17 protein-coding genes and 1 pseudogene are annotated in these 20304 nt (G+C 73.1%); 7 read left to right on the forward strand and 11 right to left on the reverse strand.

The features are described from left to right. Nucleotides 1-182: hypothetical protein (locus tag ACTIDRAF_RS34360; RefSeq protein ID WP_039785513.1), on the forward strand; the 182-nt coding region annotated here is incomplete at its 5' end. A gap of 51 nt (nucleotides 183-233) precedes the next feature. On the opposite strand, the gene ACTIDRAF_RS0202860 is transcribed toward ACTIDRAF_RS34360, so the two are convergent. Then, nucleotides 234-869 carry an NADPH-dependent F420 reductase gene (locus ACTIDRAF_RS0202860; protein ID WP_016697211.1) on the reverse strand — a complete coding sequence of 212 codons (636 nt, stop codon included), beginning with the start codon at nucleotides 867-869 and terminating at the stop codon, nucleotides 234-236. A 622-nt stretch (nucleotides 870-1491) separates the two neighbouring features. Here ACTIDRAF_RS0202860 and ACTIDRAF_RS0202865 point away from each other — a divergent pair. Next, on the forward strand, nucleotides 1492-2931 hold the full coding sequence (locus ACTIDRAF_RS0202865; RefSeq protein ID WP_016697212.1) for a neutral zinc metallopeptidase: 1440 nt from the start codon (nucleotides 1492-1494) through the stop codon (nucleotides 2929-2931). Nucleotides 2932-3253: 322 nt separating this feature from the next. On the opposite strand, the gene ACTIDRAF_RS0202870 is transcribed toward ACTIDRAF_RS0202865, so the two are convergent. The 3 genes from ACTIDRAF_RS0202870 to ACTIDRAF_RS0202880 form a co-directional block, all read right to left on the reverse strand. Continuing rightward, complete coding sequence (locus ACTIDRAF_RS0202870) at nucleotides 3254-4255, reverse strand: tetratricopeptide repeat protein (protein ID WP_211215257.1); 1002 nt, start codon at nucleotides 4253-4255, stop codon at nucleotides 3254-3256. A gap of 62 nt (nucleotides 4256-4317) precedes the next feature. After that, a complete protein-coding gene (gene icmA, locus ACTIDRAF_RS0202875; protein ID WP_016697216.1) occupies nucleotides 4318-6057 on the reverse strand; it encodes a coenzyme B12-dependent isobutyryl-CoA mutase large subunit in 1740 nt (579 codons plus the stop codon). A 116-nt stretch (nucleotides 6058-6173) separates the two neighbouring features. Next, on the reverse strand, nucleotides 6174-6491 hold the full coding sequence (locus tag ACTIDRAF_RS0202880) for a thiamine-binding protein (RefSeq protein ID WP_026065715.1): 318 nt from the start codon (nucleotides 6489-6491) through the stop codon (nucleotides 6174-6176). A 121-nt stretch (nucleotides 6492-6612) separates the two neighbouring features. On the opposite strand from ACTIDRAF_RS0202880, the gene ACTIDRAF_RS0202885 reads away from it, so the two are divergent. Continuing rightward, the gene (locus ACTIDRAF_RS0202885) at nucleotides 6613-7134 is read left to right on the forward strand and encodes a MarR family winged helix-turn-helix transcriptional regulator (RefSeq protein WP_016697219.1); all 522 of its coding nucleotides are present in this window, start codon (nucleotides 6613-6615) and stop codon (nucleotides 7132-7134) included. A 6-nt stretch (nucleotides 7135-7140) separates the two neighbouring features. Here the strand turns inward: ACTIDRAF_RS0202885 and ACTIDRAF_RS0202890 are convergent, their stop codons facing one another. Further along, nucleotides 7141-7485 carry a DUF3817 domain-containing protein gene (locus ACTIDRAF_RS0202890; RefSeq protein WP_016697220.1) on the reverse strand — a complete coding sequence of 115 codons (345 nt, stop codon included), beginning with the start codon at nucleotides 7483-7485 and terminating at the stop codon, nucleotides 7141-7143. Between the two features lie 406 nt (nucleotides 7486-7891). On the opposite strand from ACTIDRAF_RS0202890, the gene ACTIDRAF_RS0202895 reads away from it, so the two are divergent. Together ACTIDRAF_RS0202895 and ACTIDRAF_RS26955 are read left to right on the forward strand one after the other, a co-directional pair. Next, nucleotides 7892-8887 (forward strand): LacI family DNA-binding transcriptional regulator, encoded by a 996-nt coding sequence (locus tag ACTIDRAF_RS0202895; RefSeq protein ID WP_016697221.1) that lies wholly within the window; start codon nucleotides 7892-7894, stop codon nucleotides 8885-8887. Nucleotides 8888-9019: 132 nt separating this feature from the next. After that, nucleotides 9020-10504, forward strand: coding sequence for a DNA polymerase IV (locus tag ACTIDRAF_RS26955; protein WP_169533946.1), 1485 nt, complete (start codon nucleotides 9020-9022; stop codon nucleotides 10502-10504). A 146-nt stretch (nucleotides 10505-10650) separates the two neighbouring features. On the opposite strand, the gene meaB is transcribed toward ACTIDRAF_RS26955, so the two are convergent. The 3 genes from meaB to ACTIDRAF_RS26960 all read right to left on the reverse strand — a co-directional run bounded on the left by meaB (nucleotide 10651) and on the right by ACTIDRAF_RS26960 (nucleotide 13858). Continuing rightward, nucleotides 10651-11619 carry a methylmalonyl Co-A mutase-associated GTPase MeaB gene (gene meaB, locus ACTIDRAF_RS0202905; protein WP_016697223.1) on the reverse strand — a complete coding sequence of 323 codons (969 nt, stop codon included), beginning with the start codon at nucleotides 11617-11619 and terminating at the stop codon, nucleotides 10651-10653. After that, nucleotides 11616-12821: an acetyl-CoA C-acetyltransferase gene (locus ACTIDRAF_RS0202910; protein ID WP_016697224.1), complete on the reverse strand. Its 1206-nt coding sequence runs from the start codon at nucleotides 12819-12821 to the stop codon at nucleotides 11616-11618. Before ACTIDRAF_RS0202910 ends, meaB begins: the two co-directional genes overlap by 4 nt. A gap of 179 nt (nucleotides 12822-13000) precedes the next feature. After that, complete coding sequence (locus ACTIDRAF_RS26960; RefSeq protein WP_016697225.1) at nucleotides 13001-13858, reverse strand: DUF1028 domain-containing protein; 858 nt, start codon at nucleotides 13856-13858, stop codon at nucleotides 13001-13003. Nucleotides 13859-13900: 42 nt separating this feature from the next. Between ACTIDRAF_RS26960 and mce the strand changes: the two genes are divergently transcribed. Then, nucleotides 13901-14353 carry a methylmalonyl-CoA epimerase gene (mce, locus tag ACTIDRAF_RS0202920; RefSeq protein ID WP_016697226.1) on the forward strand — a complete coding sequence of 151 codons (453 nt, stop codon included), beginning with the start codon at nucleotides 13901-13903 and terminating at the stop codon, nucleotides 14351-14353. A gap of 176 nt (nucleotides 14354-14529) precedes the next feature. On the opposite strand, the gene ACTIDRAF_RS0202925 is transcribed toward mce, so the two are convergent. The 3 genes from ACTIDRAF_RS0202925 to ACTIDRAF_RS0202935 form a co-directional block, all read right to left on the reverse strand. Further along, the gene (locus ACTIDRAF_RS0202925; RefSeq protein ID WP_245533426.1) at nucleotides 14530-16932 is read right to left on the reverse strand and encodes a penicillin acylase family protein; all 2403 of its coding nucleotides are present in this window, start codon (nucleotides 16930-16932) and stop codon (nucleotides 14530-14532) included. 212 nt (nucleotides 16933-17144) lie between these two features. Continuing rightward, nucleotides 17145-17771, reverse strand: a complete 627-nt coding sequence (locus ACTIDRAF_RS0202930; protein ID WP_016697228.1) for a TetR/AcrR family transcriptional regulator — start codon at nucleotides 17769-17771, stop codon at nucleotides 17145-17147. A gap of 163 nt (nucleotides 17772-17934) precedes the next feature. Next, complete coding sequence (locus ACTIDRAF_RS0202935) at nucleotides 17935-18291, reverse strand: SPW repeat protein (protein ID WP_016697229.1); 357 nt, start codon at nucleotides 18289-18291, stop codon at nucleotides 17935-17937. Nucleotides 18292-18452: 161 nt separating this feature from the next. On the opposite strand from ACTIDRAF_RS0202935, the pseudogene ACTIDRAF_RS34745 reads away from it, so the two are divergent. Continuing rightward, nucleotides 18453-19400 (forward strand): annotated as a pseudogene (locus ACTIDRAF_RS34745) (DivIVA domain-containing protein); the annotation flags it as partial. Nucleotides 19401-20304: the final 904 nt, after the last annotated feature.

A 20304-nucleotide genomic window follows, 5' to 3' on the forward strand; every position in this document is an offset into this window, starting at 1 on the left:
CGGCGGCCCAGGACCGCGAGCCGGTCAGCCACCTCAGCTGGGTGGACACGGCGAGCGGCGCGGAGGTCGGCCGGGTGGAGGCTCCGGCCAGGGCGGCGGACGAACCGGAGGGGACCTCCACGGACGACCCGGCGCCAGCCTCGCGGACCTCGACGAACGGCCCAGCGCCGAGGTCCGACTGAGCTGCGGCCGCTCGAGGGCGGCCGTCCGGTTCGGCGCGGACGAGTCCGAGGTCAGCCGACCATCCGCAGGGCGAAGGAGCTGTGCGCGGCGGTACCGAGGGCACGGCGGACGACCAGGTGCAGCCGCCCCATGCCCTCCAGTTCGCGGGCGCCGCGCAGGCCGCCCGCGTTCAGCGGCAGCATCCCCGCCGCCCTGACGAGGGTGAACAGATCGACCCGGGCCTGTTCGTCGTCGGTGGCGACGAAGACGTCCACCGTGCCCGGTCCCAGGAGCGCGCCGGCGGTGACGGTGTTGAACGCCTTCACCACCACGGTGCCCGCCGGGACCAGCCCGGCCAGCTCCTCCGCCGCCGACGCCGGACCCGGCTCCGGGAACCCGCCCGGCCCGGGCAGCCCCCGGTCCGGGTTGCTCACGTCCACCAGGACGCGACCGGGAAGGTGCTCCCCGTACTGGGCGATGATCGCGGGGGACGCCGCGAAGGGAACGGCGAGGACCAGCAGGTCGGCGGTGACGGGGTCGCCCAGGGTGGCGGCCCGCACCGTGTGGTCCTCCCGCGCCAGTCCGGCCACCAGGCTCTCCGCTGAACGGGTCGTGCGCCCGTACACGGTGACGGAACGGGCGGCCGGAGCCAGCCGACCGGCCAGCCCGCGTGCCATCTCGCCCGACCCGATGATCGCCACGTCCATGCCGTACCTCCCGACCTCGCTCGAGCGGACCGGTGCACGTCCATCACAACTCCTCGGCGGGCGTACCGCAGACCTGATGCTCCCTGTGGGTGACTTTCCGTGATCAATCTCGGCTCGACCGGGTCAGCCGAACGCGGGTGGCGGGACAGGGGAACGGCTCGCCCCCGGCGTAGAGGTGATCGATCAGCTCGACGCTCAAGGCGCGTTGACCAGCGCCAATCGACTTCCCGCCCAATCGGGGCACCGCTACGACCTCCCCTCCTTCCTCCCCACAGCCAGTCACAGACGGTGCGATATGAATCTCTTTCGTTGAACGGGTCTTCGCCGGTTCGGCCGGCACCCGCCGAGGGTCGACGGCTCGCGGCCCGTCTCGAACGGCGGCCACGCCCAGGCCCGCCGAGGGTGCCCCCGCACCCGCTCCGGGTTCCGCGACGGGAGCACGGGAGCGGCCCGGCCGGCGGCGGTCACGCACGGTCCCGCCGGCAGGCGAAAAGCGCGAAACCGGCAGTGGGCACCGAGCCGGGAAAGTAGCCTGCTGGCCCGGGAGACCGCGTGTGCCACCGACGGAGCTCGGTCCGCCGCTCCCCGTCGTGGCCCACTCTCGGACAGGAGCAGCGTGGCAGTGGCCAGCTCACCCAGGACGCCGTCCCCCACCCGCATCGTGGCCGCCCTCGTCGTGGGCCTGGTCGTCCTGGTGGCCTGCGGACACCGGGAGGTCGTCGGGACGGCCTCGGCCCTGGAGAGCATCAGCCCCGACGAGGCGGCCGGCCTGCCGATCACGAGCGGCCCCAGCGGGCCGCGAGCCTCGACTCCCCCCATCAGGGCCACCGCCGTGAACAGCGACGGCGGCCCCCTGGACCAGCTGGCGCTCGCCGCGGTGACCGACCTGTACGACTACTGGGAGGTCGAGTTCCCCGCGACCTTCCCCGGGTTGACCTTCGAACCGGTGGCGACCCTGCTGTCCTACGACGCGGACGGACAGGGCGTGCTGGTGTGCGGCATGGACACCACGGGCGTGCCCAACGCCTTCTACTGCCCGTCGGACGACTCGATCGCCTGGGACCGGGGCGTGCTGCTCCCGGAGCTGCGCAACACCTTCAGCGAGATGGCGGTGGTCACCGTCATCGCGCACGAGATGGGGCACGCGGTCCAGTACAAGGCAGGCCAGATGGGCCCGGCGATGCCCACGATCCTCGCCGAGCAGCAGGCGGACTGCTACGCGGGTGCCTACTTCCGGTACGTCGCCGACGGCGAGTCCCCGTTCTTCGAGATCTCCACCGGCGAGGGGCTGAACGCCATCCTCGCGACCCTGTTCTTCATCAGGGACCAGGCCGGGACGGACTACCTCGCTCCCCGGGCGCACGGCAGCGCCTTCGACCGGGTCTCGGCGTTCACCTTCGGGTTCACCGACGGCCCCTCCCGCTGCGCGGAGATGGACATCGAGGAGCTGGAGGGACGCATCACGCAGCTGGAGTTCGCGCCCGGTGACGCCAACTCAGGTGAACTGCCCATCGTGGAGGAGAACGTCGAACGGATCGTCGACAGCCTCCGCGAGGTGTTCGCGCGGTTCGGCGACGGGCCGGCGCTGGACTACCAGGGGGTGTCGTGCGGGAGCACCGTTCCGGTCTCGTTCTGCGAGGCGGAGGACACGATCTCGCTGGACATGGCCGCGCTCCAGGTGATCGGGACGGCACCGAGGCGGCAGGGCGACAGCGGTATCGGCGACTTCGCCGCGTTCGCGGAAATCGCCTCCCGGTACGCGCTCTGGGTCCAGGAGCGGCAGGGGCTGCCGCTGCGCGGCGAGGAGGCCGGGTTGCGCACGGCCTGCCTGGTCGGGGCGTGGGCCGGCGAACTGCTGCCGGACGGCTCGCCGCAACCGGGCCGGGTGCGGCTGTCCCCCGGCGACCTGGACGAGGCGATCGCCGAGCTGCTCACCGAGGGCAGCCTGATCGCCGCCGACATCGGGGGTGACAGCATTCCCGCTGGCTTCGCCCGGGTGGAGTCGCTGCGCATCGGCTTCGAGGACGGGATGGACACCTGCCTCGACGAGTTCAGCGGGTGATCGGGCAGCCGCCGGTACCCCGGTCGTCGGACGGGGTGCGGCGTCCGCTGGCGGTGTTCCGGCCTCCTTACCGCCAGCCCCGGGCCGGCGCCTCACCTGGGCGGGCGAACCCCGAGCGGCGCAGGGCCGGGCGCCCGCGGGCTCCTGGCGAGGCGAGGGGAGGACCGCCGGCAGGGGCCGGTGCGAGCGGCGGCGGGCCCGTCGGGTCGGAACGGGGGCGGAGGCGCCCCCACCGCCCGCGAACGGGCCCGGACGAGGCCGTGGGACGGGTCGGGTGGCGGCTGTCGGCCACCCCGCCGCACGGCCTCGTCGCGCCGGCCGCTCAGAACAGGGCGTTGGCGAGGGACCGCCGTGCGGCGGCGACCCGCTCGTCGGAGGCGGGGAACAGTTCGAAGAGCTCGACGAGGTGCGTGCGTACCCGGTCGCGGTCCTCGCCGCTCGTCCGGCGAACCAGCTCGATCAGCCGGTTGAACGCCGCCACCTCCTGCTGGGCGGACAGCTCGTAGTCGGCCGCCGCCAACTGGGCGTCGATGTCGTCCGGCGCGGCGGCGGCACGCTCGACCGAGGACGGGTCGGCGGCCTGCGCCCTGGCCAGGAAACGCACCTGGTTCAGCGCGTCCCGCGCCTGCTCGTTGGCGGGCTCGGTGTCGAGGATGTGCTGGTAGGCCTGCTCGGCGGCGTCGAAGTCACCCCTCTCCAGCGCGGCCTCGGCCTCGGTGAACCGGGGGTCCTCCGGAACCTCCGGCTCGGCGGGTTCCTCCACCGCGCCGGCCCCCTGCTCGGCGGCGCTGATCCCCGGCAGCTTGTCGCGCAGCGCGTCGAGCAGCGACCCGATCCACTCGCGGATCTGGGGCTCGGGCTGGGCACCGGCGAAGGCGTCGACAGGCTGCCCCCCGGCGATGGCCACGACCGTCGGCACCGACTGGACGCCGAACACCTGGGCGATGCGCGGATTGGCGTCGACGTCGACCTTCGCGAGCACCCAGGCGCCGTTCGCGGCGGCCGCCAGCTTCTCGAGCACGGGCGACAGCTGCTTGCACGGCCCGCACCAGGTGGCCCAGAGGTCGACGACCACCGGAACCTGGAGGGAGCGTTCCAGCACCGCCGTCTGGAAGTCGGCCTCCGTGACGTCGATGACGTGGGGGGAGGCGGTGCCGGGGGTACCGTTCCCGGCACCGGGGCCCCCTGCCGGGGGCGCGGGGGTCTGGGTCTGCTGCCTGGCCGCGTCGGCTCTGGCCTTCACTGCGGATAGATCGACCGCACCGGACAGCGCGGCGGACAGAGCTGCGGTCTGGCGTGGATCTGGCCTCGTCACGTCCCCCATCCTGGCACGGAGCGCCGCTCCTCCGCCGCGAGGTCAGCGAACCGGTTCCCGGAGTGGACGGGTCAGAACCGGGCGGGTTCGGTGTACTCGCCCCACTCGGCGCGGAGGACCCCGCAGATCTCCCCCAGGGTGGCCTCCGCCCGCACCGCCGCGAGCATGGGCTCGATCAGGTTGTCGTCACCGCGCGCCGCCCGGACGATCCCGTCGAGCGCCTCCGCCACGACGTTCCGCCTCCGGGCGGCCTTCCTCGCCGCCAGTTCCCGCTTCTGCTCGCGTTCGACCTCGTGGCCGACCCGGAGGATCTCCAGGTCGCCCTCGGCGGGTTCGACGTGGCAGTTCACCCCGACCAGCCTCCGGTCCCCTCGTTCCAGTGCCCGCTGGTGCGCGAAGGCGGCGTCGGCGATCTCCCCGCCGAACCAGCCGTCCTCGATGCCACGCAGGATCCCCGAGGTCATCTCGCCGATCGGGTGCTCGCCGGACGGGACCGCGCGGGCCGCCATGTCCCGGATCCGGTCGAAGATCCGTTCCGCCTCCTCCTCCAACCGGTCCGTGAGGGCCTCCACGTACCAGGAGCCGCCCAGCGGGTCGGCGACGTTGGTGATCCCGGTCTCCTCGGCGATGACCTGCTGGGTGCGGAGGGCCGTCCTCGCCGCTCGCTCACCCGGGAGGGCGAGCACCTCGTCGAGGGCGTTGGTGTGCAGGGAGTTGGTGCCGCCGAGGACCGCTGCCATCGCCTCCACCGCCGTCCGGACGATGTTGTTGTCCGGCTGCTGGGCGGTGAGCGACACGCCGGCGGTCTGGGTGTGGAAGCGCAACCACTGCGCCTTCTCGCTGGTGGCGCCGTAGACGTCGCGCATCCAGCGGGCCCAGGTCCGGCGTGCGGCGCGGAACTTCGCGATCTCCTCGAAGAAGTCGATGTGGGCGTCGAAGAAGAAGCTGAGCCCTGGGGCGAACCGGTTGACGTCCAGTCCTCGCGCGAGGCCGAGTTCCACGTAGCCGAAGCCGTCGGCGAGGGTGTAGGCGAGCTCCTGCGCGGCGGTCGCCCCCGCCTCCCTGATGTGGTACCCGGAGATCGATAGCGGCTTGTAGGCGGGGGTGTTCCGCACGCAGTACTCCAGCAGGTCACCGATGAGCCGGAGGTGCGGTTCCGGCGCGAAGAGCCACTCCTTCTGGGCGATGTACTCCTTGAAGATGTCGGTCTGGAGGGTGCCGTTCAACGCTCCGACGTCGACCCCCTGGCGTTCGGCCGACACCACGTACATGCAGAACACGGGCACCGCCGGCCCGGAGATCGTCATCGAGGTGGTGACCTGGTCGAGGGGGATGCCCTCGAACAGCAGGTCGGTGTCGGCCGCGGAGTCGACGGCCACCCCGCAGTGACCGACCTCCCCCCGCGCGCGGTCGTCGTCGGAGTCCCGGCCCATGAGGGTTGGCATGTCGAACGCGACGGAGAGGCCACCGCCCCCCTGGGCCAGGATCCTCCGGTACCGCTCGTTGGTCTGACGGGCGTTGCCGAAACCCGCGAACTGGCGGATCGTCCACGGCTTTCCCCGGTACCCGGTCGGGTGCGCTCCCCGGGTGAACGGGAACTCCCCTGGCCAGCCGATGCGGTCGAAGCCGGGAACGACCCCTCCCGGCGGGGGGCCGTAGACCGGGTCCACCGGCACCCCGGACAGGGTCGTGGCGTCGACCTCGGGGACCCGGCCCGAGGCGGTGGCGGCCTCGTAGCGTTCCCGCCAGCGGCGGCGGCCGGGTTCGGGGTCGTCCGGCCGGTGGTTCCACCCCGTTCCGCGTTCCGACATCCTGACCTCCGCTCGCGTCGACGTCGAACGACGAACCCGGTGGGACGTGCCCAGTGTGCCGACGCCGGGCGGTGATCACCGCCCGGCGCGGGCGGCGGGAGCGAGGTGCCGCCGGCTCAGCCCCCGCCGGCCAGCCGGCGTTCCACCCGCTCGACCTTGGCCCGCAGTTGCCCGGTGAAGCCGGGGCGGATGTCGGCCTTGATGACCAGGGAGGCGCGGGGCGCCCGGGCGAGCACCGCGTCGGTGGCGCGGCGGACCACGTCCATGACCTCGTCCCACTCCCCCTCGATGGTGGTGTACATCGAGGACAGCTCGTACGGGAGCCCGGAGTCCCGCACGATCCGCACCGCCTCGCTCACCGCGTTGCTGACGCTGTCCGGGCTCTCCTCTCCCCTGGCGCCACCCGTGGGACTGACGCTGAAAGCGACCAACATGACCACGCACCTCCTGTTCGGGCGCCGGCGGTTCCGGCGCCTCCGTTACCGGGGTTACCCGACGGGGCCAGGACCCGCCAAGCAGTCGGGCCCACCTCCGACGCTGCTAGCGTCAGCTGTCATGACCGCCCAGCAACCTCTTCCGTTCGATCCGATCGCGCGCGCGGCCGAACTCTGGGCCTCGCGCATCGGGCCCTCGAGCACGATGGCCGCGGTCACCAGCGTGATGCGGGTGCAGCAACTCCTCCAGTCCGCGGTCGACGGCGCGCTGCGTCCCCTGAGCCTCACCTTCGCCCGGTACGAGGCGTTGGTGCTGTTGACCTTCTCCCGGCGGGGGGCGCTCCCGATGAGGGTGATGGGTGAGCGGCTCCAGTTGCACCCCACCAGCGTCACCAACATCGTCGACCGGCTCGAACGGGACAAGCTGGTGCGCAGGACGCCGCACCCCACGGACCGCCGCACGACGCTCGTGGAGATCACGGACGCGGGACGGGGGCGGATGGAGGCGGCCACCACCGCTGTGACCTCGGTGAACTTCGGGATGCGGGGCCTGACCGAGGAGGAGACGACCCAGTTGACCCAGCTGCTCACGGGAGTCCGGTTGGCGCACGGCGACTTCAGCCGGGAGCCGGCCGAGGGGTGAGGCGTCTCAGGCGGCGGCGCGCTCGTCGAGGGGCGTCGTGACCGGGGCCGGCTCGGCGAGCTTCCCCTTCCGGGTGGCCCAGCGTTCGAAGAGCACGGTGCCCAGCGGGGGAACGCTCGCCACCAGCGCCCAGAACAGGGTCACCAGGTTCCACCGCAACGCGCGGGCCGTGACCAGGGCCACGACGACGTAGAGGATGAACAGCACCGCGTGGACCCGGCCGAAGACGGCCACCCCGACGTCGTTGTGCACCACGACGTACTTGAAGAACATGCCGACCAGCAACCCGACCCAGGATGCCGCCTCGGCCAGGGCGGCGAGACGGAAGCGACCGACCGGTGTGGTGAACACAGCACTCCTCCTGGGACTCGGTGGCGCCGGGTGCGACCCGGCCGTCCCCAGTGTGCTGAGTGCGCCACATCACCCGGCGACCGGGTCGAGGCGGACAGCCCCGGCCGGTGGCGCCGCTTTCGTTTTCGACGCGGGGCACGGGCGAATTCGACTGACCGCCCTACTTTCCCCGGCCCGGAGGCGGGACCACCGGACGCAATGCGAGGTTTCCCTCCAACCTCCGGTCGTCGATACCCCCGAACCCCCTTTACCGGTAAAGCTGTGCTACCGGCGTAAACGGTCGCCGTGAATGGGTCCAGCCCGTTCGGCCATCCGTCGAACTGTTGACACCGGCGCGCCTACCGGGTGAGATGACCTAGCTGTGACGACCTTGCCCGAGGGATTACGACGCCACCGACGTGCGACCATGAACGACGTGGCGCGGCTGGCCGACGTGAGCATCAAAACCGTTTCCCGGGTGGTGAACAACGAGCCCGGAGTACATCCGTCCACCGCGGAAATCGTCCTGTCGGCAATCGATCAACTCGGATTCCGCCGCAATCTCGGTGCCCGGAATCTGCGCCGCGGCTCGGCGACGGGAACGCTCGGCCTGTTGCTGGAGGACGTGGCGAACCCCTTCTATTCCCAGGTGACGAGAGCGGTCGAGGAGGTGGCGAGGAAACACGATCACCAGGTCCTCGCGGGTTCCTCCGACGAGAGCCACGTCCGGGAGCGCGAACTGGCGTTGGAGTTCTGCTCCCGCCGCGTCGACGGGATGTTGCTGGTCCCCTCCGGGGTCCAGCACGGCTACCTCGTGCCCGAGATGCGGGCGGGCACCCCGATCGTGTTCCTGGACCGACCGCCGGGGGACATCGCCGCCGACACCGTGTTGGTGGACAACCAGGGTGGTGTCGCCGAGGCTGTGGCCCACCTGGTGCGGCACGGCCACCGGCGGATCGCGTTCTTCGGGGACTCACCCCACATCTACACGGCGGGGGAACGGGTGCGCGGCTACCGGGAGGGTCACGCGCTGGCGGGCCTTCCCTTCGACGAACGGCTCGTCTTCATGGGTCCGCACGACGAGACCTCCCTGACCTGCGGCCTCTCCCGCATCAGTGGCGGCGCGGCCAGGGCGACCGCGGTCATCGCCGGCAACAACCGGATCACCGTGGGACTGCTGCGCGCCCTGCGCGGCCGCGCGCACCGACCCGCCCTGGTCGGGTTCGACGACTTCGAGCTGGCCGACCTGATGGCACCGCCGATCACGGTGATCAGCCAGGACGTGCCGGAGCTGGGGCGCACCGGCGCGGAGCTGCTGTTCTCCCGGATGGCCGGGGACGGTTCGCCGCCGCAACGGGTCGTGCTGCCGGTAAGGCTGATCCCCCGGGGTTCCGGGGAGACACCACCCCCGCCGGAGGACTGAGGCCCGCGCAACCGCCCGGGCCGGGGGCTGGGCGCATCCGCGTTCCCCGGCGGTGGGGGCCGTCCACCGGACTGCGTCGGGGTCAGGGGGTGTAATGGACCGGTGGCGACGGCGAGCGGGAGCGGGCGGTGGGTGGCGCATCTCGACATGGACGCGTTCTTCTCCTCGGTCGAGCAGCTGACCCGCCCCACCCTCCGCGGCTCTCCCGTGCTGGTCGGGGGTGCGGGGCCTCGGGGAACCGTGGCGGGCGCGAGTTACGAGGCCCGGGCCTTCGGCGCGCGCTCAGCGATGTCGATGGCACAGGCCAGACGGCTCTGCCCCACGGCGACCGTCATCCCGCCGCGCTTCGGCGTCTACCAGGCCGTCAGCGCCCGGGTCTTCGACCTGGTGCGCCGGTTCAGCCCGGTGGCCGAGCAGGTCTCGCTGGACGAGGCGTTCGTCGAACCCGGGTCACTGGCCGGGGCCGAGGTCGAGGAGGTGCGCCGCGTCCTGGCCGAGCTGCGCGCCCGCATCCGCTCCGAGGTGGGCATGGTGGCCTCGATCGGAGCCGGTTCGGGCAAGTCGATGGCCAAGATCGCCTCGGATCTCGCCAAGCCCGACGGCCTGCTCGTGGTTCCCCCGGAGGAGCAACGCGCGGTGCTGCGCGATCTTCCGGTGCGGGCGCTGTGGGGGATCGGGCCGGTTTCCGAGGGCAAGCTGCGGCGGATCGGGGTGCAGACGCTCGGGGAGTTCGCCGACCTCGACCCGGCCACCGTCACCGCCCTGCTCGGTTCGGCGGTGGGGCGGGAGCTGCACGATCTCGCCCACGGCCGGGATCCCAGGCCGGTGGCGGAACGCGCCGAGGTGAAGCAGGTCAGCGCGGAGACGACCTTCGACACGGACCTGGTGGACAGCGGCGCGCTGGAGAACGCGGCCGTCTCGATGACGAGCGCCGCGCACCACCGACTGGTCCGCTCGCACCGCGCCGCCAGGACGGTGACGGTGAAGGTCCGCAGCGCGGACTTCGCCACCGTCAGCCGCTCGGAGACCGTCCGGGCCGCCACCTCGGACCTGTCGTCGCTCACCGCGATGGCCCGGCGGCTGGTCAGCTCCGCCGTTCCCCCCGGCACTCCGGTCCGGCTGGTGGGTGTGTCCCTGGCCGGGCTGACGACGGCGGAACAGGAGCCCCTGTTCCCCGCGCCGCCCCCCGCCCGGCCCGAGGAACCCCCCGGTTCGGAGGACGAACCGGGCACGGCGGGCGACGGCGGGTCCACCCCGCGAGCCGTCCCGACCCCGCTCCCGGGTGGTCGCGGCGAGGGGAGCGGCCGGCGCTGGGTCGCGGGTGACGACGTGCGCCACCCCGAGTACGGGCACGGGTGGGTGCAGGGAGCGGGCGTCGGCAGGGTGACGGTGCGGTTCGAGACCAGGACGTCGGGGCCGGGACCGGCCAGGACCTTCGCCGTGGACGATCCCGCGCTGCGCCCGGCGGATCCGCTCGCGAGCCTGGACTGGTTACCGGTCGACGGCCGGAGGAGCGGCACGGCGCCGGCCAGGACCGTGGAGGACGGGAGGACGACGCGGTCGCCGTCGGCCGCCGGGACGACGACGATCACGGAGTGGGTGGAAGCCGCCGGGTGAGGGGCCGCCCGCCCCTGGCGGACCCGCCGTCCCCGGAGGGTGACGACCGTGCGCCAGGCGGAGGCGAGGGCGCCCGGACGGCCCCTCCCGTCCTCGCCGGGTGGGGAACGGGCACGCGGGTGTCCCGCACCCGGGGACGCCGAGGTTCAGCGCCGTCCCCGCAGGCCGGCGACCAGCTCGTCCGCCGCCGTGTAGGGGTCGGTCTCCCCAGCCAGTACGCGGTCGGCGAGGTCGAGCAGCGCGGTACCACCCCGCACGTCGCCCAGCCGGCCGCGCAGCTCCTCCACCGCGATCGCCTCGACCTCGCTGGCCGCGCGCCGCCGCCGGCGGTCGCTGAGCTCGCCGTGTTCCCCCATCCAGACGTGGTGTTCGTCGATGGCCGCCACGAGCTCGGGCATCCCCTCCGCCTGGGAGGCGACGGTCCGCACGATCGGCGGGCGCCAGCTCGGCCCTTCCTTCTCCCGCCGGCCCAGGGAGATCATGTGCTTGAGTTCGCGGACGGTCTGGTCCGTGCCCTCGCGGTCGGCCTTGTTGACGACGAAGACGTCCGCGACCTCCAGGATGCCCGCCTTCGCCGCCTGGATCCCGTCGCCCATGCCGGGGGCGAGCAGGACCAGGGTGGTGTCCGCCAGGGAGATGACGTCGACCTCCGACTGCCCGACGCCGACCGTCTCGACGAGGATGTCGTCGAAACCGGCGGCGTCGAGGACCCGCAGCGCCTGCGGTGTGGCCCAGGCGAGCCCGCCGAGGTGGCCCCGCGTCGCCATCGAGCGGATGAACACGCCCGGGTCCAGGGCGTGGTCCTGCATGCGGACCCGGTCGCCCAGGAGCGCGCCGCCGGAGAAGGGGGAGGACGGGTCGACCGCCAGCACCCCCACCGTCCTGCCCTGGGCCCGCAGGGCCGTGACCAGTGCCGAGGTGGACGTGGACTTGCCCACTCCGGGCGGACCGGTCAGTCCGATCACCCGGGCGTGCCCCGCGTGCGGGGTGAGCGCGGCGGCGACCTCCCGCAGCCGCGGGCTGGCGCCCTCCACCAGGGAGATGAGCCGGCCCAGTGCCCTCGCCTGCCCGCCGCGCGCCCGCTGGACCAGGTCGTCCACCTCGGCAGGGCTCATCGCTCGGCCCGCTCCGCCTTCGGGACGCGCAGCAGCAACGCGTCCCCCTGCCCGCCCCCACCGCAGAGCCCGGCGGCGCCGAGGCCGCCGCCTCGCCGGCGGAGTTCGAGCGCCAGGTGGAGGACCAGGCGGGCGCCGGACATCCCGATCGGGTGGCCGAGGGCGATGGCGCCTCCGTTGACGTTGACCCGGTCGAGATCCACGCCCAGTTCCCTCGCCGACACCAGGCCCACCGCGGCGAAGGCCTCGTTGATCTCGACGAGGTCGAGGTCGGCGGGAGTGACGCCGGCCCGGCGGCAGGCGGCCGCGATCGCCCGGGAGGGCTGTTCGTGGAGGCTGGCGTCGGGCCCGGCGACCACGCCGTGCGGGCCGATCTCGGCGATCCACTCCAGGCCGAGCTCCTCGGCCCTGGCCCGGCTCATGACCACGACGGCCGCCGCCCCGTCGGAGATCTGGGAGGCGGAACCCGCCGTGATGGTCCCGTCGGTGGCGAAGGCGGGCCGCAGCGCGGCGAGGCCCTCGGCGGTGGTGTCCGGGCGGATGCCCTCGTCACGATCGACGACCACGCCGGGAGCGCCCCGGCGGCCCGGGAGCTCGACGGGAACGATCTCCTCCGCGAGGACCCCGGCGGCGGTGGCGGCGGCGGCGCGCTGGTGGGATGCCGCCGCGAAGGCGTCCTGCTCGGCCCGGTCCAGGCCGTACCGGGAGTTGTACCGCTCGGTCGACTCCCCCATCGCCACCTGGTCGAAGGCGCAGAAGAGGCCGTCGTGGGCCATGTGGTCGCGGAGCACGGCGTCCCCGTACTTGGTTCCGGTCCGCGAGCCGGGGAGGAGGTGGGGAGCCTGGGACATCGACTCCTGCCCACCGGCGACCACCACGTCGAACTCCCCGGCGCGGATGAGCTGGTCGGCCAGGGCGATCGCGTCGAGCCCCGACAGGCAGACCTTGTTGATGGTCAGGGCGGGCACGTCCATCGGAATCCCCCCGGCGACCGCCGCCTGCCGGGCGGGGATCTGTCCGGCGCCCGCGGTGAGCACCTGCCCCATGATCACGTACTGGACCTGGTCGGGGGTCACTCCCGCCCGGTCCAACGCGGCCCTGATGGCGACTCCGCCGAGCTGGGCGGCGGTCTGGTCCTTGAGTGAACCCAGCAGCCGCCCGATCGGGGTGCGGGCTCCGGCGACGATGACGGAACCGGTCACGGATGTTCTCCCTCGTTCTCCGCCTACGACTGATCCGGACCCTACCGGCCGGGTCCGGGCCGAGGACGGGTGACGGCGACCACACCTGTCGTTACCCGGCGCGGCGGTGGGGGCGTGGTGCGGCGCGGTCGGGGCGTGGTGGGCGGATGGGCGCGTCCGCCAGGCCTGGGGTGGCCGTCTCAGCCCAGTTCGGCGAGCTTGTTCCACGCGGGGGCGAGCGGCCCGCCGTGGGAGGCGCGCAGGGCGCAGAGCGCGGCGAACCTCGGTGTCTGTGAGCGGGCCGCGTTCACCAGCAGCGCCGCCTCCGGCAGGCCGTGCACCAGGGCACCGACCGCCGCCCACCCGGCCAGCAGGGCGTCGCCGGGCAACCGGGCCGAGGCGTCGACCAGGCGGCGCGCCATGTCGATGTCCTCGTGCAGCACGGACGAACCGCTGGCGATCAGGTTGTGGGCGTGGTGGACGTCCAGGAGGCGGCCGAGCTCGCGCAGCGGGTCACGGTGGTCGTCCACCCTGAGGTCGAGCGGCAGCGGTTCGGTCCCCTCGACGGTGCGGACCACGAGCGCCACCGACTGCTGCCCCCGGGCGTCGCCGCCGGCCTGCTGCGCCGCCCGGAGCGAGGCGACGAGCCTGCGGTGCAGGGGGCCGGTGGTGGAGTGGAAGGTCTCCCGGGCCGCCTCCCACACCTCGGTGGAGGTGAGCAGGTTGCCCTGGACCGCGACCTCGGGCAGCGCGACGCCCCCGGCGGCGCCGGGGCAGGCGTCCCCGGTCCAGCTGAGGGCGTCCGACGGGGTGACGACGCCGCACTGCATCTCCGGGCTGAGCCCCGCCGAACGCACCGCCTCCTCCGGGGAAACCCTGGCCCGAAGCCTGTCGAGGAGGGCGTGGAGCTGGTCCGTTCCCGCCGCGCCCTGCACCGCCACCGCCGCCAGCCCCGGTTCGACGGCGAGCGCCCTCGCGCCGATGGCGAGCACCCCGCTGGCCACGGCGACGCCCAGCTCTCCGGTCACCGGGTCCCTGGCAACGATCGAGAAGGTCACACTGGCACGGTAATCGAGATCCGCGCCACATACCCTCCTGGAATGCCGGAGGAACTCAGCCAGTTCGTCACCGCCATCGACCACGTCGGTGTCGCCGTCGCCGACCTCGACGAGGCCATCGCCTTCTACCGCGACACGTTCGGTCTCAGGGTCGTGCACATCGAGTCGAACGAGGAACAGGGCACCAGGGAGGCGATGCTGCGGGCGGCCGGGGACGCCGGGGACGGCGCGGCGCTCCAACTGCTCGCCCCGCTCACCGCGGACTCCCCGATCGCGTCCTTCCTCGACCGGCGTGGTCCGGGCCTGCAACAACTCGCCTACCGGGTGTGGGACATCGACGCGATCAGCGCGGCGTTGCGCCACAAGGGCGTCCGCCTGCTCTACGAGGAGGCCAGGCGGGGCACCGCTGGGTCCCGCATCAACTTCATCCACCCGAAGGCCGCCGGGGGTGTCCTGATCGAGCTCGTGGAACCGCCGAAGTCCGCGCTGCCGTGACCCGGGAGGGCAGCCGGCAGCACGGGCACCCGGGAGGCACGTCGGCCGGCCGCGCCGGGATCGCCGGAGGAAATCACCCGGCGGGTGGAGTCGCACGCGACACCGGTGCGCCAGCGCGGCCGGCGGGGGACCCGGAGCCCCGCCGGCCGCCGCCTCGCCGCGAGGCACCGCCGGGCTCAGCCGGGCAGCAGGACGATCCGTTCTCCCACGTGCCGTTCGATCTCGGCGCGGCTGTAGAGCAGGGGCACGAACTCGCCGTCGCGCCATCGCTCGGCGTGGTCGCGGTAGTGCCGGCTGCTCGGGTCACCGGACTGGCCTGGCCCGTTGATCACCAGTGACCGGTCCCACTCGCCGACGTCGAGGACCATGCGGAAGGACGGCCCGTTGGTCTGCCGGAAGTCGGAGGTCCGGTAGGAGGACTGGTTCACCGTGTCCTTGGACCCTCCCCGGGGGAACGGCCCCACGTCGAGGTCGGCCGGGTCGGCGCCCGCCCCGCCCCGGCCGGCGGGGTGCGCGAACAGGGTGTGCTGCAACCGCCCCCACTCCCACCGGCGGTCGTTCCCGCCGAGCAGGTCACCGGTCTCCCGGTAGGCGGCCCGCAGCGTCGTGAGCAGCAGCTCGTCCCGTTCCTCGTGGTCGAGCCAGCGGCCGGGGTTCTCCAGCTCCTCCACGAGCACCAGGGTGTCGGGCTGCTCGATGACGTCGGCCGCCTCGGGAACGGCCAGGCGGACGAAAGCCGGGCCGAGGTGCCGGGACAACCACACCTCGAACAGGGCCGCCGGCCCCGAGTCCGCGGTCTCCACGTGGTCCCACCCGGTCAGGAGGTCGCGGGCCCGGCTGGTGGCCGCGTCCCCGGGCTCCAGCCCGGACAGCAGCGCGGTGATCCGCCGTGCCGGCAGGGACAGCTGGTCGAGCTGGAGGGCGGCCGAGTCGGCCAGGCCGTGGTCGGTGTCCTGGTTGAGCACCTCGGTGATGCGTTGGAACCGGAACGGGTTGGTCCACTCGTACCCCAGCCCGTACTGCTCGTGGGGGAAGTCCGGCGGCAGGTTCATCTCGTTGGCGGTCGCCACGTACCCCTCGGCGGGGTTGCGCGAACGGGGGAGCTCGGCTCCGTCGTGGAAGCCCGTCCACTCGTAGCGCCCGTCGCCGGGGACGGGGAGCAGGCCGTCGTAGCCGGAGCGCTCCGGAGCGAGCCCACCGGGCACCCAGCCGATCTCACCGGTGACGTCGGCGTACACCTGGTTCTCGGTCGGCGCACCCCACGTCCGCATCGCCTCCTCGAACTCGTCGAAGCTCCGGGCTCCCTGGTAGGCGAGGCTGCCGAGGTAGGGGGACATCCCCGGTTCGCTCCACGCCGTGCGCACCGCGTAGCCGAGGTTCCGGTCCTCGTCGATGTGGATGAGGGGGCCGTGCCGGGTGTACCGCAGTTCGACGGGCACCACGTCCCCGCCGGCGACCTCGACCCGCTGCTCCTCGACCTCCACGCGTTCCCACCCGTCGCCGTAGCGGTACCGGTCGTGGTCGGAGGGGTCGAGCTCGTAGACGTAGAGGTCCTCCTGGTCGATCGAGAAGATCGTCAGGCCGAAGGCCGCCGTGCCGTTGTGCCCGATGGACACGCCGGGCAGGGAGGGCTCACCGGCGCCGATCACGTCCAGTCCCGGAGCGGACAGGTGCGTGACGTACCGGAGGGCCGGGGCCGAGTAGGCGCGGTGCGGGTCGTTGGCGAGGATCGGGCGCCCGGTGCTCGTCCGCTCGGGCGCGATCGCCCAGTTGTTGCTGCCCACCACGGTCGGGTCCTCGGCCTCGAGAACCCGGACCTCGCCGTCGGCGAACGCGACTCCGCTGGTGGCCAAGCGGAAGGTGTCGAGCACCTCGTCCCCCACGGCGCAGGGGTCGAGCCCCTCGGGGACCTCGGTGGTCCAGTCCGGTTCGAGACCGCGGCGCACCGAGTCGGCCTCGATGCCGGCCGCACAGGCGACGCGCGCCCTGGCGACCTCACTGGTGAGGTTCCGCGTGAGCCCGTGGCTGCGGATCCGCACGACGTCCTCCGGTTCCCACCGGGAGGGCCCGTACCCGAGCTCGACGAACTCGGGCGGGAGCTGCTCGGGGTTCTCCTCCAACCACCCCAGGTAGGCGTTGATACCGGCGACGAAGGCGGTCACGGTGCGTTCGGCGTCGGGCCCGTAGCTCGCCCACTCGGCCTCCATGTCCCCCCGGTAGAGGAAGAGCCGGGCCGCCGTGTCCTGTTCGACGTAGTCGGGCCCGAGGTCGGCGGCGAGCTCGCCGAGGCCGCGCTTGCGCCACAGGTCGATCTGGAAGAGCCGGTCGCGGGCGGCGTTGAAACCCTGCGCCAGGTAGAGGTCGTCGGTGTTGGCGGCGAAGATGTGCGGGATTCCCCACTCGTCGACGAGGATCTCGACCTCCTCGGAGAGGCCGGGGAGGGTAATGGTGGTCGCGGTCCGCTCCTCGCCGTCGGCCGCGCCGGAGGCGGTCACTGGTAGCAGGGCCACCAGCGCGGCCGCCGTCATCCGCCGCCGCCAGCGGCCGGCGGGATCTCGTCCGTTGCTCGATATGCGCATGACTACTCCGTCCGAGCGGCCCACCTCGCGTGGGCTTCGGACAGGAATCGTGCATGCAACGTGAATACTTCACCAGGTCGCGGCCAAGCCCTCACTCGAACGGCCCAGGGGCAGCGGTCCACCCCTGCTCCACCCCGACCACCCGGCTGGAGCGTCCGGCCGCACTCGTCCGGCCGCCCGGCCAACGGCCTCCGGCCACCCCGCCGGCACCGTCACCGGGTTTCCAGCGCCCGGGCGACGAACTCCAACTCCCGGTCCAGCACGTCCGCGGGCTGGGTGTGCCGGGCCACCGAGTGGCGGTAGCTGACCGCCAGGGCCAGCAGCGCGGCCGCGCTCTCGATGTCGTCGTACCCCTCGCCCGCTCCGGCCGACGGGTCCCCGACCAGCGCGGCCTCCGTCGTCGTCACCGCGGGCACCCGCCGGGCGGCGATGAGCACCTCCCGGATCTGGGCGACGATCCCCCGCAGTCGCGCGTCCAGCGCGTCACGAACGGCGGGATGGGTGTCGGTCTCCCGCCAGAGCAGGTGGGAGAGCAGCGGCGACGCGTCGAGTCCCCGGTCGAGCGCGGCCACCAGCTGGCGCAGGCTGGTCGCGACGTCCCCCGGTACGACGACCGAGGTGAGGTCCACGCGCACGTCGGGCAGCCGTTCGATGAGCGCCGCCAACAGGTCCTGCTTCCGGCGGAAGTAGTAGTGCACCAGCCCTTTGGGGACCTCCGCCCGTTCGGCGATCCGCGAGGTGGGCGTCGCGTCGAACCCCGATTCGGCGAACAACTCCCCCGCGGCGGTCAGGATCCGCTCCCGCGCCCCGACCCCGTTCCGCTGGCCTGTCCGCCGCACCCTGCCGCTCCTCGTCGAGCCTGCCGCCGCGTCCGCCACGCTCACCGTTGACCCTCCCCATACGCCGGTCGTGCCCACAACGGGTCCGCCTCTTCGGCACTGGACACGTTATGGGCACGCCGGTCGTGGGGACACCGCCGGCGGTGTGGCCGGCGACGTCCGCTCAGTGGGCCATCACCCCCCGGTGGGCGGTGTTCGCCTCGGGAAGGGCCGCCGCGCTCACCAGTACCGTCAGCACACCCACGATCCACGAGGTCCACGCCGCGCCGCCCTGCTCGGTGTACCCGATGACCCAGGGCGCCAGGAACAACAGGACCCCGAAGAGCATGTGGGTCCATTCGCTGGCCACCGAACCGGGTGCCGCGAGCGACCACAGACCGCTGGCTGCCAGCAGCGCGCCGAGCACGATCATGGTCCAGGCCGTGCCCGCGGTGACGTCCAGCCAGATGGTCGAGATCACCGTGTAGACACCGAGCGCGAACGCTGCCCAGTCCTGCCAACGTGACCACTTTCCAGTCATGGTTACCACCTCCGTTCCTGCAGGAACTACCCCAGGATGCGCCTTGGTTGGCCGACCGGTCAACCCTGCGCGGTCGCGTCGCCCGGCGATCTAGGGACACGTGAACCACAATGGCGGGCAGATGACCCGAACCCTCCGGCTATCCAGGTAGCGTGACACTCATGGGCCTTGCCGACGACCGTGACCTACTCCCCCTTGGCTCCGGCTTTGACGTCGCCAAACGTGGTTACGACCGCGCTCAGGTCGACGAGCACCTCGAGCGCTTGGACGCCGACCTGCGCATCCTCGCGGCCGACCGGAACGCGGCCCTGTCGCAGGCTGGTGACCTGGCCCGCCAGTTGGAGGCTGCCCGCTCCGAGATCGAGAGCCTCCACTCCCAGCTGGAGCGGATGAGCCAGCCCCCCACCAGCCTGGAGGGGATGAGCGAGCGCCTCCAACGGATGCTCCGGCTGGCGCAGGAGGAGGCCAACGAGATCCGGGCCCGCGCCGAGACCGACGCGGCCGAGATGCAGGCGAAGGCCGAGAAGGAGGCCGCCGGCCTCCGGAACCAGTACGAGCGGCTCATCGCCGAGAACGACACGCGGCGCGCCGAGATGGAGGCCGAGCACCGCGCCACCCTGGACAAGGCCAACCAGGAGGGTGAGCGCATCCGGGCCGCCGCCCAGGAGGTCCTCCAGCAGGGCGAGGCCGACGCGGACCGCATCCGGCAGGAAGCCGAGAACATCCGGCGGCAGGGCGAGGCGGAGGCCCAGCGGCTCCGCCAGGAGGCCGAGGCCATCCGGCAGAAGGGCGAGCACGACGCCCAGGAGTACCTGCGGCAGGCCGAGCAGACCCGCCAGGCGGCGGACGCCGAGGCCGACGCCCGGCGTCAGCAGGTCGAGGACGACTTCGAGATGGCGATGTCGTCCCGCCGCAACGAGGCTATGCGGGCGCTGGCCGAGCAGGAGGCCCACAGCAAGGCGGAGGCCGAGCGGCGGGTCAGGGAGGCCACCGAGGAAGCCAACCGGCGCCTCCAGGAGAGCACGAACGAGGCGCACCGCCGGGTGCGGGAAGCCACCGAGGAGGCCAACCGGCGGATTGGCCAGGCCCAGCGCCAGGTCGACACCCTGCGCCAGACCCGTGGCCGGCTGGCCCAGCAGCTCAAGGCGATCCGGGCGGTCTTCGTCGAGGCCGGGCCGCTGCTCGACCTCGCGGACGAGGACCAGCAGCAGCCCGTGGAGCCTCCCGCGCTGCCGGCGGGGTCGCAGTCACGCCACGACCCGCCCACCCAGCACTTCCCTCGGCCCCACTTCCACCCGGTTCCCGCCGGCCCACCCGTGCCCGGCTGGGCGCCCGGCCAGCAACCGCCGAACCAGCAGCACAACGGGGCGGAGGAGACGGTCGTCCAGCGCCACCCCCAGCAGCGGACCCGGGTGTGGGACCAGTCGGCCTCGGTGCCGGTGAACGTGCCCGCCGCGCCCCAGGACGCCGTCTCGCAGGTGCGGTTGGAGCAACCCCAGCCGCAGGCCCCCCAGGCCCCGCAGCAGGCCACCGGCACCCAGGTGACCCAGGAGACGGCGGCCCCACCGCCGGCCACCGACCAGGGCTCCTCGGACACGACCACCGGGGCGGGGTCCACACCGGCCGGCGAGGACAACGAGGGCACCACGGTGATGGCGATCCCCCGGCCCGAGGACGAGCGGGCCGCCGGGGAGGAGCCGCCCACGACGGCCGCCGAGGACACCGGCGCCGACGCGGCGGAGTCCTCGGACGAGGGCACCACGATCATGCGGCTGCCCGCGCGTGAGGACGGGCAGCAGCCGGCCGAGGAACGGGCGGAGGAGAACCAGGCGAACGCCGACGGGACCGCCGTGCTGCCCACGCCGAACCAGCAGTAGCCGCGCGAACGCGCGACACCACACCACGACGAGGGGTCCCGGTTCCGGGGCCCCTCGTTGCGTCCCGGATCGCGGCCGGGGAGGAGCCTCCCCTCGACGTCCCGGAGTCACCACCGGACCGCCGCGCGGCCCGGGT

The organism is Actinoalloteichus spitiensis RMV-1378 (assembly GCF_000239155.1).
GTDB lineage: Bacteria > Actinomycetota > Actinomycetes > Mycobacteriales > Pseudonocardiaceae > Actinoalloteichus_B > Actinoalloteichus_B spitiensis.

What these genes read in the sequence shown, in the direction of transcription:
- ACTIDRAF_RS0202885 (WP_016697219.1), top strand. Translation starts at nt 6,613, where the DNA reads ATGACCGCCCAGCAACCTCTTCCGTTCGATCCGATCGCGCGCGCGGCC.
- meaB (WP_016697223.1), bottom strand. Translation starts at nt 11,619, where the DNA reads ATGAGCCCTGCCGAGGTGGACGACCTGGTCCAGCGGGCGCGCGGCGGG.
- icmA (WP_016697216.1), bottom strand. Translation starts at nt 6,057, where the DNA reads ATGTCGGAACGCGGAACGGGGTGGAACCACCGGCCGGACGACCCCGAA.
- ACTIDRAF_RS0202880 (WP_026065715.1), bottom strand. Translation starts at nt 6,491, where the DNA reads ATGTTGGTCGCTTTCAGCGTCAGTCCCACGGGTGGCGCCAGGGGAGAG.
- mce (WP_016697226.1), top strand. Translation starts at nt 13,901, where the DNA reads ATGCCGGAGGAACTCAGCCAGTTCGTCACCGCCATCGACCACGTCGGT.
- ACTIDRAF_RS0202870 (WP_211215257.1), bottom strand. Translation starts at nt 4,255, where the DNA reads ATGGGGGACGTGACGAGGCCAGATCCACGCCAGACCGCAGCTCTGTCC.
- ACTIDRAF_RS0202860 (WP_016697211.1), bottom strand. Translation starts at nt 869, where the DNA reads ATGGACGTGGCGATCATCGGGTCGGGCGAGATGGCACGCGGGCTGGCC.
- ACTIDRAF_RS0202935 (WP_016697229.1), bottom strand. Translation starts at nt 18,291, where the DNA reads ATGACTGGAAAGTGGTCACGTTGGCAGGACTGGGCAGCGTTCGCGCTC.
- ACTIDRAF_RS0202925 (WP_245533426.1), bottom strand. Translation starts at nt 16,932, where the DNA reads ATGCGCATATCGAGCAACGGACGAGATCCCGCCGGCCGCTGGCGGCGG.
- ACTIDRAF_RS0202895 (WP_016697221.1), top strand. Translation starts at nt 7,892, where the DNA reads ATGAACGACGTGGCGCGGCTGGCCGACGTGAGCATCAAAACCGTTTCC.